Origin of the sequence: Cognatilysobacter segetis (assembly GCF_004359965.1) — a bacterium.
In the GTDB taxonomy this organism is placed as follows: Bacteria; Pseudomonadota; Gammaproteobacteria; order Xanthomonadales; family Xanthomonadaceae; genus Cognatilysobacter; species Cognatilysobacter segetis.
On the sequence record NZ_SMRQ01000022.1, the window covers coordinates 18529 to 33396 of the forward strand.

Here is a 14868-nt window from a genome sequence, read left to right on the forward strand (position 1 = left end):
AGCCTAACCGAAGCCGCGCAAAAAAAACGGCCCCTTGCGGGGCCGTGAGAGAAGGGAATGCTACCGCTGTGCAGCGTCGATCAGAAACGCTGGGTGTACTTCATGTAGAGGAAGCGGCCGATGTCGAAGCCGCCGTAGTAGGAGACGTTCGCGCTGGGCTGCGTGTACATCACCGGGCCGACGTGGTTGAACACGTTGTTGGCGCCGATGGCGACGGTCGCCTTCCACGGCGCTTCCCAGCGCAGCTGGACGTCGTGGAACGTGTTGGCACCGACCACGTGGCGACGGCTGATCGAGCTGGCCGGCGTCGAGGTGCCCGGCACGTAGGCGCCGGTCGGCGCGTAGGTGATCTCCTCGCACTCCAGGTTCGGCTCGGTCGAGCCGGGGACGAAGTACGTGCAGCCTTCCTTCATGGACGAGTAGTAGCGCGCGGTCCAGGTGGCACCGAACGCCCCCATCTCCCACGTGGTGTTCAGCGTGGAGCGCACGCGGAAGAAGTTGGCGAAGCCGATCGAGGACAGCGGATAGCGCGGATCGTTCGTCGCGACGGTGATGTCCTTCGACGTGTACGTCGAGTTCGACACGATGTTGAACGTGCCGAAGTTCTCCGTCCGGAGGCGGTAGGACATGTCGACGTCCCAACCCTCGACCTTGCGATAACCCGCATTGCGGCTGCCGAAGGAGAGGAAGTTGACGTAGCCCTGGGCCGGGTCACGCGTGAACAGCTGCGGCGAACAGCGGCTGGCGATGCCCTGGATGTAGCAGTCGCTCAGGATCTGGTTCGGGCTGTCGGCGACGATCGTGTCCTTGATGCGGATCTTCCACCAGTCCACCGCCATGTTGAAGCCTTCGAGGAAGCTCGGGCTCCAGACCGCACCGATGGTCTGGGACTTCGAGATTTCCGGCGTCAAGGTCGGGTTGGAACCGGACTTGAAGGCGACGGGCGTCTGCGCGTTGGGCGCGCCGACCGGGGTGAAGCCCTGGCCCAGCTGGCGATAGGTCCCGGCCAGCGAGCCGAGCGCGCCGTTGCCGCCGACGCCGTTGGTGCAGTTGGTCCGCGTCGCCGGGTTGGAACGCGAGTCACCGAAGACGACGTCGCACGGGTCGGTGAAGAAGGAGAACGTGTCCGACGAACCGCCGTAGAGGTCGGCGATGGTCGGCGCACGGAAGCCGTCGGCGACCGTGCCGCGCACCATCAGCTGGTCGAACGGCTTCCACTTCAGCGAGAACTTGTTGTTGACCGTGTCGCCGAAGGTGTCGTAGTCGGAGTAGCGGCTGGCGATGTTCAGCGTGAGCTGGCGCGCGAACGGAATCTCCGCCAGCAGCGGGATCTCGACTTCCGCGTAGACCTCGTCGACGCTGTACTGGCCGCGGGTCGGGCCCGAGGACAGGTTGGTCGAGCCGCCGGTCACCGCGAGCGCATCGGGAACGAACTTGCCGCTTTCCTTGCGGTGCTCGACGCCCGCCGCCATGCCGAGCGCGCCGGCGGGCAGGTCGAACAGCGAACCCGCGATGTTCGCCGAGTACACCACCGTGTCGGTCTGGCCGGTCGCATGCTCGTTCTGGAAGAGGAAGTTCTGCAGCGCGGTGTTGCCGGTCAGGCCGCCGGCACGCGTGTCGCCGTACGGCAGGAACGGATTGAACGGCACGCAGCTGGAAAGCGAGATCGGGGCGGCGGCCGTACCGCACTGGACCTGCCCTCCGCCGTTGAGGAACGAAGGCCCGACCGCCGCGCGCAGGTTCGCGAGGTTGACGTTGCCGAACGTGTCCTGGATCAGGCGGTTGTCGTTGTTGAGGTAGTTGACGTCCCAGTCGAAGGTGCGACCGAACGCGTCGAACGAGCCTTCGAATGCACCGACGAAGCGATGCGTCGTCAGGTCGGCGGTCGTCGTGCGCGGCACGTCCCACGTACGCCGCCACCAGTTGCTGATCGTCGCGCCGGTCGGGTTGAAGTAGCTCTGGGCCGACATCGGCGTCGCGAACGACGCCGCCTGCACCGGGTAGCCCGCGACCTGGCGCTCGCTGGAGCGGAAGCTGTAGAGCAGTTCGGCGCGGAAGCGGACGTTGTCGGTGATGTCGTACGTGCCGTTGGCGAACAGCGAACGACGGTCCAGCGGCGTGCGCAGGTCGGTCTGCTCGAGCGTGTTCGTCTTGTGCAGCGTGGAGCCCGGCGCGCAGCCCGTCGTGGCGGTCGCGCCTACGCAGGTACCGGTATTGGTGTTCTGGGCGACGTAGTCGGCGCGGTTACGCGGGTCGCCGCCGGGTCGCAGGACCACGCGGGTGCCCGTGGGCACGCCGGGGATCGACGTCGTGCCGGTGGTGGTGAAGCCACCGAACTGGCCCACGGTCGTCCATCCGTCGGTGGCATGCGCCTCGCCGCGCGGGTACGCGCTGTACGGGCGCGCGGAGGCCGCGACGCGGTCTTCCTTGGCCCATTCCGCGCCCACGACCACCGAGCCGCGGTCGCCGCCGAAGCCCATCACGAAGTCGCCCTTGGTGATCGCGCCGTCGCCTTCGCTGTACTGGCCGTAGTAGACGCTGCCGGCCGCGCCTTCATAGTTCGTGCGGGTGATGATGTTGATGACGCCCGCGATGGCGTCGGAGCCGTAGATCGAGGACGCGCCGTCCTTCAGCACCTCGACGCGCTCCACCGCGACCGCGGGGATCGTCGACACGTCGGCGAGGCCGGACGTGCTGACGCCCAGGCGTCGACCGTTTACCAGCACCAGCGTGCGCTGCGCCCCGAGGTTGCGCATGCTGATGAAGGTGCCGCCGGCGTTCTCGCCGGCCGACAGCGGGGCGGCGCGGCTGATCGGCGGCGCGCCCATGGTGCTGATGTTCTGCAGGATGTCGGAGACCGACTGGAAGCCCTGCTTCTCGATGTCCTGCCGGGTCAGCATGAGCACGGGCTGCGCCGTCTCCTTGTCGACCTGGCGGATGCGCGAACCGGTGACGGTCACGCGGTCGAGGGTCTTGGCCTCGTCCTGCGCCGGTTCCTGTGCCGCGGCAGCCATGCTGCTTACCGCGGCGCCTGCGCCCAGCACGAGGCTGATCGCGTCCCGCAACGTTGATCGCTTCAAACGCATGTGAATCTCCCCTGAGTATGTGGTCCCGGCCCCAACCGAATGACACTTGACACAGCCTTCACAGAAGCTGTGGTCGGCATCTATACACACTTTCCGCAGAAATTAAAGTCCCGTTAACCTGCGCCTGCGTACCGAGTCGGGAGCCCGGTGCGCGCACCCCGGTAAACTGCAATCCCCTGCCTCCGGTGTTGAAGTCCATGTCTCTCGAACCCGCGCTGCGCGCCCGCATCGATTCGCTGCTGCAGAGCAACCGCGTCGTCCTGTTCATGAAGGGCGATCCGTCCATGCCGCAGTGCGGCTTTTCGGCCAAGGCGGTGGGCGTGCTCGGCGGCCTCGGCATTCCCTACGCGCACGTCAACGTGCTCGCCGACCCCGAGATCCGCGAAGGCATTAAGGCCTACGGCGACTGGCCGACGATCCCGCAGCTCTACGTCGACGGCGAGCTGGTCGGCGGCAGCGACATCGTCGTGCAGATGGCGAACTCCGGCGAGCTGCACCAGCTGCTCGGCGTGCAGGCGCCCGACCGCACGCCGCCGTCGATCGAGATCACCCCGGCCGCCGCGCAGATGCTGCGCGAGGCGATCGCGGGCGCCGGTCCCGGCTACGCGCTGCAGGTGGCGGTGGACGCCGACCAGCGCGCGCAGCTCCAGCTCGGCCCGATCGATCCGCAGGCCATCGCCACCGAGGTCGAGGGCATCCGCGCGCAGTTCGACCTCGCCAGTGCGCCGCGCGCGAACGGCCTGCGCATCGACTGGGTCGACGACGAGCGCGGCCGCGGGCTGGTGGTGGAGAACCCGAACGCGAAGACGGTGAAGCCGATCAGCGCCGCCGACGCCGCGCGCAGGCTCGCCGACGGCGCGCTGACGCTGGTCGACGTGCGCCCGGCCGAGGAGCGTGCGATCGCCTCGGTGCGCGTGGCGTTCTCGGTGCTCGACGGCGACGCCGCGGCCGAAGTCGAGGCGATGCCGAAGGACACGCCGCTCGCCTTCATGTGCCACCACGGCCGTCGCAGTGCCGACGCCGCCGCGCACTTCCGCCGGCTCGGCTTCACCGACGTGTACAACGTCGAGGGCGGCATCGATGCCTGGTCGCAGCAGGTGGACGCGGCGGTGCCGCGCTACTGAGGCGCGCTCCCCGTCGTGCAGGAAACGGCCGCGTCGCGGCCGTTTCCGTTTGCGGCGCTAGCCCGCGAAGCCGCCTTCGTCGAGGAAGTCCCATTCGGCCTCCGTCGTCGTGCGGCCGAGCGCGGCGTTGCGATGCGGGAACCGGCCGAAGCGCGCGATGATGTCCAGGTGCAGCTTCGCCCAGCGATCGGCATCCGGTGCATGCAGGCGCTCGCGGTGCAGCGCGAGCGAGCGCTGCTGGTCCTCGAGCGCTTCGGAATGCTCGAACGGCAGGTAGAAGAAGATCCGCAGGGGCTCGTCGGTGAGCAGGTCCAAGCCGGCGTCGACCGCCTCCGTCGCGATGGACTTCGCCAGCGGATCGGTGGCCCAGGCGTGCGCATTGCCACGGAACGCGTTGCGCGGGATCTGGTCGAGCAGGAGCACCAGCGCGAGCGCGCCGGTGGGATCGGTGCGCCAGTCGTCCAGCAGCCGCGTCGCCGCGGCGAGGTGCAGGCCCAGCAGCCCGCGGCATCGCGCATCGAAATCGTCGTCGCGCGCGAACCATTTCGCCGGGCCCGCTTCGCGCCAGAACGCGACGACGTCGGCGGCGGTGGTGATCGCATCGGTCATGGCGTTCGTCCTCGGCAGTGGCGCCGACGATAGCGCGCGCGACGTGATGCGCGCCGCGGCGTCACGCGCCGAGCTGCGTCTCCAGCTCGGCGATCCACGCGGCGGTCAGGCTCTCCAGCGTGACCGCCTGGATCAGGGCGCGGATCGGGCCGCGTGCGTAGGACTGCGCGATGAACAAGGCATGGCGATCGCGGAAGGCGAGCCAGGCATGGTGCGTGCGGTCGAATGCGGCCTGCCCTTCGCCGTCGAGCTGCGCGCGCAGCCGTGCGACCACGCGTCGCAACCGGGCGTCGGCGTACAGGAGGCGCTCGCGGGCCTGTGCCGTGAACTCGTCGTCCTGCAGCACTTCGACCGCGCCGCGCTCGACCACTTCCTCGGCGCGCGCGAGCCAGCCGTCCGCGATCTCCACCGCGGTCTGCGCCTTGCCGACGAGGCCGCTCTCGAAGCGCTGCAGGTCGCCGAGGCTGGTCTGCGCGCCTTCGAGGCCCTGCTTGAGCGCGAGCAGTTTCTGGTTGCGCTCGATGGCATCCGTGGTGCGCCGCCCTTCCACGCGGCGCTGCACAAAATAGAAGGCCCACGTCAGCGCCGCGCCGAGGACCACCAGGAAGGCCTGTTCCATGTCCCGCTCCTGTCTGGTGTGACAGTCTGCGGGCGCGGTATCTCAGGGTTCGCGACGTGGAAAACCGCCCGTCGGGCACGGGCGGCGCGCGTTCATTCGTCGAAGCGCAGGTGCTTGACCGACTTTCCGTGGCGACGGATCAGGCGCAGCGCCTCGATGCCGACCTGGATGTGGTTGTCGACGAAATCGGCCGTGACCTTCGCGTCCGACGCCGCGGTCTTCACGCCTTCCGGCGTCATCGGTGCATCCGACACCAGCAGGAGCGCGCCGCAGGGAATGCGGTTGGCGAAGCCGGCGGCGAAGATCGTCGCGGTCTCCATGTCGATCGCCATGCAGCGCAGCTTGCGCAGGTATTCCTTGAACGCCTCGTCGTGTTCCCAGACGCGGCGGTTGGTGGTGTAGACGGTGCCGGTCCAGTAGTCGTGGCCGAGGTCGCGGATCATCGTCGACACCGCGCGCTGCAGGGCGAACGCGGGCAGCGCGGGTACCTCGGGCGGCATGTAGTCGTTCGACGTGCCTTCGCCGCGGATCGCGGCGATCGGCAGCACCAGGTCGCCCAGCACCGTCTTGCGCTTGAGGCCGCCGCACTTGCCGAGGAACAGCACGGCCTTCGGCGAGATCGCCGACAGCAGGTCCATGAGCGTGGCCGCGTTCGGGCTGCCCATGCCGAAGTTGATCATGGTGATGCCGTCCGCGGTGGCGCTCGGCATCGGCCGGTCCAGGCCGACGATCTGCGCGCCCATCAGGCGCGCGAAGGTCTGCAGGTAGCCACCGAAGTTGGTCAGCAGGATGTGCTGGCCGAAGTCCTCCAGGGCGACGCCCGTGTACCTCGGCAGCCAGTTCTCGACGATCTCGTTCTTCTCGCGCATTCGCGTTCTTTTTCGTGGACTGTGCGGATTGTGGCACCGGGCATGACTTCGGTCATGGTGACGCCACCGGTGGCGGCGGCTACGGTCACCGGCTGACTCCGGGAACCCCCCATGCTCAAGACGTTCTCCGCCTTCCTCTGCACGGTGGCGCTGGCGGCGCCGCTCGCGGCCGGCGCCGCCGGCACCGCCCCGCGTTTCCTGCAGGATCCCTACCCCAGCACGTACGCGCGGCTTCCGTCCGCGCCCGTACTGATCCGCAACGCCACCGTGCTCACCGGCACCGGCGAACGCCTGGACGGCGCCGACGTGCTGATGCGCGACGGCGCGATCGTGGGTGTCGGCCGCGGCCTCGAGGCGCCGGGCGACGCGACCGTCGTCGACGGCACCGGCAAATGGGTGACGCCCGGCATCATCGACGTGCACTCGCACCTGGGCGTGTATTCCAGCCCCGCGGTGAACGCCGCCAGCGACGGCAACGAGGCCACCAGCCCGACCACGCCGAATGTCTGGGCCGAACACTCGATCTGGCCGCAGGACCCGGGCTTCCTCACCGCGATGGCCGGCGGCATCACCACGCTGCAGATCCTGCCCGGCTCGGCGAACCTGGTCGGCGGCCGCGGCGTCACGCTCAAGAACGTGCCGTCGACGACGTACCAGGGCATGAAATTCCCGGGTGCGCCCTGGGGGCTGAAGATCGCCTGCGGCGAGAATCCCAAGCGCGTGTACGGCCAGAAGGGCGGCCCGTCGACGCGCATGGGCAACGTGGCCGGCTACCGCGCCGCGTTCATCGACGCCACCGAATACCTGAAGAAGAACCGCCCGCCGCAGCCGGCGAAGAAGGCGCACTGGTGGTCGGCCGATCCCAAGCCGGATTCGGAGAAGGACACCGGCGGCAAGCGCGACCTCAAGATGGACACGCTGGCCGGCGCGATCAACGGCGACATCCGCGTGCACATCCACTGCTACCGCGCCGACGAGATGGCGACGATGCTCGACCTGGCGAAGGAATTCGGCTTCAAGGTCGCCGCGTTCCACCACGCGGTGGAGGCCTACAAGCTCGCCGACCGCCTCGCCGCCGAAGGCGTCTGCGGCGCGATGTGGGCCGACTGGTGGGGCTTCAAGATGGAAGCCTTCGACGGCATCCAGGAAAACGTCGCGCTCGTCGACCGCCCCGCGGGCAGCTGCGCGATCGTCCACTCCGATTCGGAGGAAGGCATCCAGCGCCTCAACCAGGAGGCGGCGAAGGTGATGGCGCACGCCAGGCTCGCGGGCATCGAGATCGCGCCCGAGCACGCCATCGAATGGGTCACGCGCAACGCCGCCAAGGCGCTGGGCATTCTGGACAAGACCGGCACGCTCGAGCCCGGCAAGATGGCCGACGTAGTGGTCTGGAACGGCACGCCGTTCAGCAGCTACGCGCAGGCCGAGCAGGTCTACGTCGACGGCGCGCGCGTCTACGACCGCAAGGATCCGTCGCGCCAGCCGGTCTCGGATTTCCTCCTCGGCCAGGGCGCGGCCCCGACGGGAGGCGTGCGATGAGCCGCCGCCTCGCCACGCTCGCCGGCGCGCTGCTGCTCGCGCTCGGCACCACCGCCTCCGCGCAGGAACTCCTGATCCGCAACGCGACCGTGCACACCGCGACCGCGCGCGGCACGCTGCAGGGCGCGGACATCCTCGTGCGCGGCGGCCGCGTCGCGGCGGTCGGCACCGGGCTCGCCGCCCCCGCCGGCGTGCCCACCGTCGACGCGAACGGCGCGCCGGTGACGCCGGCGCTGTTCGGCGGGCTCACGCACCTGGGCATCGAGGAAGTCTCGGGCGAGGAATCCACCGACGACGCGGCGCTCGGCCTCGGCCGCAAGACGCGCGAGATGGTCGTGCGGCCCGAATTCGACGTGACGCTCGCCTTCAATCCCGACGCGACCGCGGTACCGGTCACGCGCATCGAGGGCGTCGGCACGACGATGCTGCTTCCCGGGCTCGCCGAGGGCGGCTCCATCATCCTCGGCCAGGGCGGCGTGGTGCGCATGGACGGCTCGCCCGACCCGGTCGGCCCGCGCGTGCTGTTCGTCGCGCTGGGCAGCGAAGGCGCCGGGCAGACCGGGCAGTCCCGCGCCGCGCAGTGGATGCTGCTGGAGCAGTGGCTCGACGAGGCGCGCGGCCGCATCCCGCCGACGTCGAACGTGGCCAGCCTGACGCCGGCCGGCCGCGCGGTGCTCGCGAAGTTCGCGCGCGGCGACGGGCTGGTGATGTTCGAGGTCGACCGCGCCGCGGACATCCGCCAGCTGCTGAAGTTCGCGCAGCGCCAGCACCTGCGGATCGGCATCGTCGGCGGCGCGGAAGCGTGGCGCCTGGCATCGGCGTTGGCGGCGGCGAAGGTGCCGGTGTTCGTCGATCCGCTGGCGAACCTGCCGGCCGGCTTCGACGAGATCGGCGCGCGCATGGACAACGCGGCGATCCTGCGCGCGGCCGGCGTCACCGTCGGCATCGTGCAGGGCGGCGAGAACCCGACGCACAACGCGCGCAACACGCGCCAGCTCGCCGGCAACGCGGTGGCCAACGGCCTGCCGTGGGACGACGGCCTGGCCGCGCTGACCCGCGTGCCGGCCGAGGTGTTCGGCCTGCGCGACAGCGGCACGATCGCGGTCGGCCAGCGCGCCGACCTCGTGCTGTGGACGGGCGACCCGCTGGACGTCGCGAACGTCGCGAAGCAGGTCTGGTTCGACGGCCGCGCGATCCCGATGCGCAGCCGCCAGACCGACCTGCGCGACCGGTACCTCACGCCGACCGGCCCGCTGCCGCGCGCCTACGCCGTGCCCGACCGCGCGCGCTGAGTCCCACCGCGACACGCCGAGGCCGTCCGGTCCGCCGGGCGGCCTCGTGCGTTCCGGCGCCGACGCACGGCGCGCACCGGACCGTGCGGCCGGTCACGAAAGCCGTATCCTCGACCCCGCCGGCAGGGGATGCCGGTGCACCCGGAAAACACCGTCATGACATTCGCCGCACTCAATCCCTGGGCCGTGCTGGTCGCCGCCGCGTCCGCGTTCGCACTCGGCGGCCTCTGGTACGGACCGCTGTTCCTCAAACCCTGGGCGCGCGCCACCGGCGTCGATACGTCCGCACCCGCCCCGCATCGTGGCCGTACCTTCGCCGTGGCCTTCGTGCTCAGCCTCGTCGCCGCCGTCGCGATGGCGGTCGCGCTGCCGGCAGGCGTGGACGCGCCGCACGGCGCGGGCCTCGGCGCGCTGATCGGCCTGCTGTTCGTGGCCACCAGCTTCGGCATCAACTACGCGTTCTCGTCGCGGCCGCTGCTGCTCTGGCTGATCGACGCGGGCTACCACGTCGTCCAGTTCACGCTCTATGGCGCGATCCTCGGCGCCTGGCATTGATCGCGACGGCGCGCCGATCCTGAACAGCGACCCGCCTCCGCCGTCGACCGCGGCGCGTACCGGTCAAGGAAATCCGCGGCCAGGTCGATAATCCTGTCCGTAAAACACGAACTTACAGGCCACAGGGGGCCCCATCCATGCGCATCGGTCTCGTCGTCGACTCGGCCTGCGACCTGCCGCTCGAGTACATCCAGCAGCACGAGCTCACGCTGCTGCCCATCACCGTGCGCATCGGCGACGCGGTACTGGCCGACCAGCGCAACGAGGAAGCCACGCTCCAGTTCCTCGAGAACAAGTCGCAGGAGCTGATGGCGCAGGCGGAGACGCAGCCCTTCACCGTGCAGCAGGTGCAGGACCTGTTCCTGCGCAAGCTGGTGATCGACTACGACTACGTGTTCTGCATGACGATCACCAAGTCGCGCAGCCCGATCTTCGACAACACGCAGCAGGCCAGCTTCGCGATCCTCAACGACTACAAGGGCCCGCGCACGGCGGCCGGCATCAATACGCCGTTCGCGCTGCGCGTGATCGACACCCAGAGCGTGTTCGCGGGCCAGGCGATCTCGGCGGTCGAGGCCGTGCGCCTGCGCGATGCGCAGGAGGGCGCGCCGAAGATGCGCGCGCGCATCGAGCAGGTCGCGCTGAACACGCAGTCGTACATGGTGCCGCGCGACCTCAACTACCTGCGTGCGCGCACGCGCCATCGCGGCGACCGCAGCGTCAGCCTGCTGTCGGCCACGCTCGGCAGCGCGCTCGACATCAAGCCGGTGCTGCACTGCAACCGCGGCGAGACCGGCCCGGTCGCCAAGGTGAAGGGCTTCGACAACGCGGCCGAGAAGCTCTTCACGTTCGCCGCGCGCCGCGTGCGCGACGGCAAGCTGCTCACGCCGACGCTCGCGCTCAGCTACGGCGGCCCGCTCGAGGACATGCGCCGCCTGCCCGGCTATGCCGAGCTGGTCGAAACGTGCCGGACGCACCGCATCGAGATGTTCGAGAGCCTTATGAGCCTCACCGGCATGGTCAACGTCGGCAAGGGCTCGCTCACGCTGGGCTTCGCCTCGGACGCGGCGGCCTGGGAGTAAGGGCGACCGGCGTCACGCCGGCCTGACTTCCGGCCCGGTCCGCGCACCGGCCGCAGCGGTTACCGTCGACGGGTTTCCCTTCCCGTCGACGCCATGACCCTTTCCCGATCGTTGCTCTACGTCGCGCTCGCCGGCGCGCTCTCGCTCGCCACGCCCGCCCTCGCGCAGGACGCGCAGAAGGGCGACACCCCGCCTCCGCCGGACACCCAGCTCGAGCAGGACGCGCTCGATCCGGCCGGCGTGCCCAAGGCGAAGGATCCCGGCCAGGCGCAGCGCGGTCTGTCCAAGCCCGGCGCCGACGCGGCGAAGTGGGACGTCAACGCCGCGCACGGGCCGACCAAGACCGTGCGCTTCACCACCGACGAAGGCACGTGGCTGGACGTCGACGTCTCGCCGAACGGGCGCCAGCTCGTGTTCTCGATGATGGGCGACGTCTACCTGCTGCCGATCGGCGGCGGCAAGGCCACGCGCATCACCTCCGGCCCGGCCTGGGACGTGCAGCCGCGCTTCTCGCCGGACGGTGCGCAGATCGCGTTCACCTCCGACCGCGGCGGCGGCAACAACCTCTGGCGCATGCGCGTCGACGGCAGCGACCCGGTGCAGGTGACGAAGGAAGACTTCCGCCTGCTCAACAACCCGGTGTGGACGCCCGACGGGCAGTTCCTGATCGGCCGCAAGCACTTCACCGGCGAGCGCTCGCTCGGCGCGGGCGAGCTGTGGATGTACCACGTCGCCGGCGGCGGCTCGGGCATCCAGCTGACCAAGCAGAAGAACGACCAGCAGGATCTCGGCGAGCCCGCGGTTTCGCCCGACGGGCGCTACGTCTACTTCAGCGAGGACGTCAGCCGCGGCCCGACGTTCCAGTACAACAAGGACCCGCACGGCGTCATCTACGCGATCAGGCGCCTCGACCGGAAGACCGGGAAGATCGACACGCTGATCGACACCGCCGGCGGCGCGATGCGCCCGCAGCCGTCGCCGGACGGAAAGTCGCTCGCGTTCGTCAAGCGCGTGCGCGACAAGTCCGTACTGCACGTGCTGGACCTCAGGAGCGGCGAAGTGCGCCCGGTCTGGGACGGGCTCTCGCATGATCAGCAGGAAGCGTGGGCGATCTTCGGCCCGTACACCGACTTCGACTGGACGCCCGATTCCAGGCACGTCGTGATCTGGGCCCAGGGCAAGCTCTGGCGCGTCGACATGGCGGGCGGCACCACGACGAACATCCCGTTCACCGCCGACGTCGAGCAGACCGTCGCCGAACCGCTGCGCTTCACGCACGAGATCGAGAGCGGCTCGTTCACGCCGAAGATGATCCGTGACGTGGCGACCAGTGCGGACGGCAGGACGCTGGTCTTCCACGCCGTCGGCCAGCTGTGGCGCAAGTCGCTGCCCAACGGCACGCCCGAGCGCCTCACGGGCAACAGCGGCGTGTACGAATACCAGCCCAGCTTCAGCGCGAACGGTAGCCGGCTGCTCTACACCACGTGGTCGGACGAGGGCCTGGGCGCCATCTGGCTGCGCGATGCGGGCGGCACCGGCGCAGGCCGCAAGCTCACCGCGGAGAAGGGCTACTACTACGCGCCGCGCTTCTCGCCGGATGGCCGCCGCATCGTCTACGCCAAGGGCGGTGGCAGCGGGATGACCGGCTCGACCTGGACCAACGACACCGGCATCTACGTCATGAACGCCGACGGCAGCGGCGCCAGACGCATTGCCGACGAGGGCGACGCCCCGCAGTTCAGCGCCGACGGCAGCCGCGTGTACTACTTCACCGGCGGCGGGCTGAAGAAGAAGCTGATGTCGGTGGGCCTCAACAGCGAGGAGCCCCGCGAGGTGTTCACGCTGAAGTACCCCGACACGGTGACGATCAGCCCCGACGGCAAGTGGGTCGCGTTCACCGAACTGTTCAATGCCTACGTGGCGCCGCGGGTGGAAACCGGCCAGGCGCTCGAGCTGTCGAAGGACAGCAAGGCGGTGCCGGTGACGCAGGTCAGTGCCGACGTCGGCAGCTACCTGCTCTGGGCCGCCGATTCGAAGTCGCTGCACTGGACGGTGGGCGACCGCTACTTCTCGCGCGACCTGCGCGACTCGTTCACGTTCGTGCCCGGCGCGGCGAAGGAACTGCCCACGCCGAGCAACGACGGCGGCATCGCGGTCGGGCTGACCCAGCCGGTGTACGCGCCCGACGGCACCGTCGCGTTCACGCATGCGCGGATCGTGACCATGCGCGACGCCAACCGTGCGCAGGAGGTCATCGAGGACGGCACGATCGTGGTGCGCGGCGACGACATCGCGGCCATCGGCCCGGCCTCGCAGGTGGCGGTGCCCGCCGGTGCGCGCGTGATCGACGCCGGCGGCAAGACGATCGTCCCGGGCTATGTCGACGTGCATGCGCACGCCGCGAACTTCGGCTCCGGCGTGGTGCCGCAGCAGAACTGGGCGTACTACACCAACCTCGCGTTCGGCATCACCACCGCGCACGATCCGTCGGCGAGCAGCGAGTACGTGTTCTCGCAGAGCGAGCTGCTCAAGGCCGGCCGCATGGTCGGCCCGCGCATGTTCTCGACCGGCACGATCCTCTACGGCGCGGACGGCGACTTCAAGGCGGTCGTGAACTCGCTCGACGATGCGCGCAGCCACCTGCGCCGCATGAAGGCGATCGGCGCGTTCAGCGTGAAGAGCTACAACCAGCCGCGTCGCGACCAGCACCAGCAGATCAACCAGGCCGCGCGCGAGCTCGGCATGCTGGTGGTCGAGGAAGGCGGCTCGACGTTCAACCACAACATGCCGATGGTGCTCGACGGCGTCACCGGCATCGAGCACAACATCCCGGTCGCGCCGCTCTACAAGGACGTGCTCGGCGTGTGGTCGCAGACCGACGTGCGCAACACGCCGACGCTGGTAGTGAGCTACGGCGGGCTGTCCGGCGAGTACTGGTGGTACGCGAAGGACAACGTCTGGGAGGACCGGAAGCTCGCCCGCTTCTTCCCGCGCGAGACGCTCGACGCGCGCAGCATCCGTCGCGAGGTCGCTCCGGACTGGGACTACTGGCATGTCGACATCGCGAAGTCGGCGAAGAAGATGCGCGACGCCGGCATCGGCATCCAGGTCGGTGGCCATGGCCAGCTGCAGGGCCTGTCGCCGAACTGGGAGATCTGGATGCTCACGCAGGGCGGCTTCAGCAATTTCGAGGCGCTGCGCGCCGCCACCATCGACGGTGCGGACTACCTCGGCATGTCCAAGCAGATCGGCTCCCTGGAAGCCGGCAAGAAGGCCGACCTCGTGGTGCTCAACAGCAACCCGCTGGAGAACATCCGCAGCACCATCGACACGCGCTACGTCATGGTCAACGGGCGCCTGTTCGACGTGGACGCGGACATGAAGGAAATCGGCGGCCGCAATGCACCCGCGCCGGTGTTCTTCTGGCAGCGCGGCACCGACGGCAAGACGTTCGGCCAGACCTTTACCGAGGCGCATGCCGAGGCGACCGGCGACGATTGACCCCGCGCGGCGTCGGCCACGAACGGCCCGCCCCGCGCGGGCCGTTCGCGTTCCGGGGCCGGCTTTCACGGCCGCCTCGTGGCATGCTGAATAGACTGAACGCGACACCTGGAGGAGCTTCCATGCCGACGCGCTATTACATCCGCCTTCCCGACGGCGCCGCTGCCCGCGGCAACGACCCCGCGCTGTCGTTTTCGGCGCACGGAGCGGAGGGTTTCGCCGAACAGCTCCAGTCGGCGATGCGTACCACCGAGATCTTCGACCGCTGGCGCGGCGCGCAGGACGATCCCGACAACGTCGATCCCTCGCTCGGTGCGAGCGATCCCGCCGCTGTCGCGACCGGTGAGCAGCACGACCTCTCCATCGACATCGTGCTGACCACGACGCTGCCCGGCGAGATCGTGCGCCACCGCCTGCGCCTGCTCGCGGGCAGCGCCTGGCAGCTGCGCGACGTCACCGCGGCCTGAGCCTGCGCGTCCCGCGCAGGCGCGCCTTCGCGTTCCGACGATGAACGATCCCGACCGCCGCCCCATCCTCCTGTCCTGGAGCGGCGGCAAGGATGCGGCGTGGACGCTGCACGTGCTGCGCGGGC

Annotated in this window: 11 protein-coding genes; 7 read left to right on the forward strand and 4 right to left on the reverse strand. The window is 69.6% G+C overall.

From position 1 onward, the window contains the following. Window positions 1–80 precede the first annotated feature (80 nt). Window positions 81–3086, reverse strand: a complete 3006-nt coding sequence (locus tag E4F61_RS06550; protein ID WP_133478871.1) for a TonB-dependent receptor plug domain-containing protein — start codon at window positions 3084–3086, stop codon at window positions 81–83. A gap of 197 nt (window positions 3087–3283) precedes the next feature. Between E4F61_RS06550 and grxD the strand changes: the two genes are divergently transcribed. Further along, window positions 3284–4210 carry a Grx4 family monothiol glutaredoxin gene (grxD, locus tag E4F61_RS06555; RefSeq protein WP_133478872.1) on the forward strand — a complete coding sequence of 309 codons (927 nt, stop codon included), beginning with the start codon at window positions 3284–3286 and terminating at the stop codon, window positions 4208–4210. A gap of 57 nt (window positions 4211–4267) precedes the next feature. On the opposite strand, the gene E4F61_RS06560 is transcribed toward grxD, so the two are convergent. The 3 genes from E4F61_RS06560 to E4F61_RS06570 form a co-directional block, all read right to left on the reverse strand. Further along, a complete protein-coding gene (locus E4F61_RS06560) occupies window positions 4268–4819 on the reverse strand; it encodes a DUF924 family protein (protein ID WP_133478873.1) in 552 nt (183 codons plus the stop codon). 61 nt (window positions 4820–4880) lie between these two features. After that, window positions 4881–5438, reverse strand: a complete 558-nt coding sequence (locus E4F61_RS06565) for a lysozyme inhibitor LprI family protein (protein WP_133478874.1) — start codon at window positions 5436–5438, stop codon at window positions 4881–4883. 92 nt (window positions 5439–5530) lie between these two features. Then, on the reverse strand, window positions 5531–6307 hold the full coding sequence (locus tag E4F61_RS06570; protein ID WP_133478875.1) for an AMP nucleosidase: 777 nt from the start codon (window positions 6305–6307) through the stop codon (window positions 5531–5533). 111 nt (window positions 6308–6418) lie between these two features. Here E4F61_RS06570 and E4F61_RS06575 point away from each other — a divergent pair, with 111 nt between their 5' ends. The 6 genes from E4F61_RS06575 (at window position 6419) to E4F61_RS06600 (ending at window position 14743) form a co-directional block, all read left to right on the forward strand. Next, entirely contained in the window at window positions 6419–7846 is a 1428-nt protein-coding gene (locus tag E4F61_RS06575) for an amidohydrolase (protein WP_133478876.1), read from the forward strand. Next, window positions 7843–9138 carry an amidohydrolase family protein gene (locus E4F61_RS06580; RefSeq protein ID WP_133478877.1) on the forward strand — a complete coding sequence of 432 codons (1296 nt, stop codon included), beginning with the start codon at window positions 7843–7845 and terminating at the stop codon, window positions 9136–9138. The genes E4F61_RS06575 and E4F61_RS06580 overlap by 4 nt, the downstream gene beginning before the upstream one ends. Before the next feature lie 156 nt (window positions 9139–9294). Then, on the forward strand, window positions 9295–9693 hold the full coding sequence (locus tag E4F61_RS06585) for a DUF1761 domain-containing protein (RefSeq protein WP_202908964.1): 399 nt from the start codon (window positions 9295–9297) through the stop codon (window positions 9691–9693). A gap of 137 nt (window positions 9694–9830) precedes the next feature. Next, window positions 9831–10775: a DegV family protein gene (locus tag E4F61_RS06590; protein ID WP_133478879.1), complete on the forward strand. Its 945-nt coding sequence runs from the start codon at window positions 9831–9833 to the stop codon at window positions 10773–10775. Between the two features lie 93 nt (window positions 10776–10868). Next, a complete protein-coding gene (locus E4F61_RS06595) occupies window positions 10869–14276 on the forward strand; it encodes an amidohydrolase family protein (RefSeq protein ID WP_133478880.1) in 3408 nt (1135 codons plus the stop codon). Window positions 14277–14398: 122 nt separating this feature from the next. Continuing rightward, complete coding sequence (locus tag E4F61_RS06600; protein ID WP_133478881.1) at window positions 14399–14743, forward strand: hypothetical protein; 345 nt, start codon at window positions 14399–14401, stop codon at window positions 14741–14743. The last annotated feature ends 125 nt before the right edge of the window (window positions 14744–14868 follow it).

Bases quoted from the DNA above. Each gene is read 5' to 3' on its own strand.
- E4F61_RS06550 (WP_133478871.1), bottom strand. From the start codon at position 3,086: ATGCGTTTGAAGCGATCAACGTTGCGGGACGCGATCAGCCTCGTGCTG.
- grxD (WP_133478872.1), top strand. From the start codon at position 3,284: ATGTCTCTCGAACCCGCGCTGCGCGCCCGCATCGATTCGCTGCTGCAG.
- E4F61_RS06560 (WP_133478873.1), bottom strand. From the start codon at position 4,819: ATGACCGATGCGATCACCACCGCCGCCGACGTCGTCGCGTTCTGGCGC.
- E4F61_RS06565 (WP_133478874.1), bottom strand. From the start codon at position 5,438: ATGGAACAGGCCTTCCTGGTGGTCCTCGGCGCGGCGCTGACGTGGGCC.
- E4F61_RS06570 (WP_133478875.1), bottom strand. From the start codon at position 6,307: ATGCGCGAGAAGAACGAGATCGTCGAGAACTGGCTGCCGAGGTACACG.
- E4F61_RS06575 (WP_133478876.1), top strand. From the start codon at position 6,419: ATGCTCAAGACGTTCTCCGCCTTCCTCTGCACGGTGGCGCTGGCGGCG.
- E4F61_RS06580 (WP_133478877.1), top strand. From the start codon at position 7,843: ATGAGCCGCCGCCTCGCCACGCTCGCCGGCGCGCTGCTGCTCGCGCTC.
- E4F61_RS06585 (WP_202908964.1), top strand. From the start codon at position 9,295: ATGACATTCGCCGCACTCAATCCCTGGGCCGTGCTGGTCGCCGCCGCG.
- E4F61_RS06590 (WP_133478879.1), top strand. From the start codon at position 9,831: ATGCGCATCGGTCTCGTCGTCGACTCGGCCTGCGACCTGCCGCTCGAG.
- E4F61_RS06595 (WP_133478880.1), top strand. From the start codon at position 10,869: ATGACCCTTTCCCGATCGTTGCTCTACGTCGCGCTCGCCGGCGCGCTC.
- E4F61_RS06600 (WP_133478881.1), top strand. From the start codon at position 14,399: ATGCCGACGCGCTATTACATCCGCCTTCCCGACGGCGCCGCTGCCCGC.